This window comes from Halalkalibacter lacteus, assembly GCF_036663595.1.
Lineage (GTDB): Bacteria > Bacillota > Bacilli > Bacillales > Bacillaceae_D > Halalkalibacter > Halalkalibacter lacteus.
Map to the genome: position 1 here is coordinate 1 of NZ_JAWRVL010000097.1, position 505 is coordinate 505.

A 505-nucleotide genomic window follows, 5' to 3' on the forward strand; every position below is an offset into this window, starting at 1 on the left:
TATTAAAAAGTACGAAACCACCGCCAATGGACTCGAAGACCAAATTATTGCGCTTTACGCCAAAGGTATGTCTACCAGAGATATTGAATCTCACATGAATGATATTTATGGCATTGATGTCTCTCCTACGATGGTCAGTAAGGTAACGGATAAGATTATGCCTTTGATTTCCGAGTGGCAATCACGTCCGTTAGACCGTGTTTACCCTATTGTTTTTCTTGATGCCATCCACTTCAAAGTGTGTAAAGATAATCGAATTATCAATAAAGCAGCCTACAGTGTTTTGGGCATCTCCATGTCCGGTCAGAAGGAAATCCTAGGTATTTGGATTGGTGAAAATGAAAGTGCTAGTTTCTGGCTAGGAGTTTGTACAGACCTTAAAAATAGAGGGGTTGAAGATATCCTCATTGCTTGTAAGGACGGGCTTGCTGGCTTTTCTGAAGCCATCCAATCTATTTTTCCGCAAACAGAAATTCAACTGTGTGTGATCCATCAAATCCGCAAC

Annotated in this window: 1 protein-coding gene; it reads left to right on the forward strand. The window is 40.8% G+C overall.

Annotation, left to right across the window (positions count from 1 at the left end; all coding sequences use genetic code 11):
• Positions 1-505: IS256 family transposase (locus tag SAZ04_RS21650; RefSeq protein ID WP_332699565.1), on the forward strand; the 505-nt coding region annotated here is incomplete at both ends.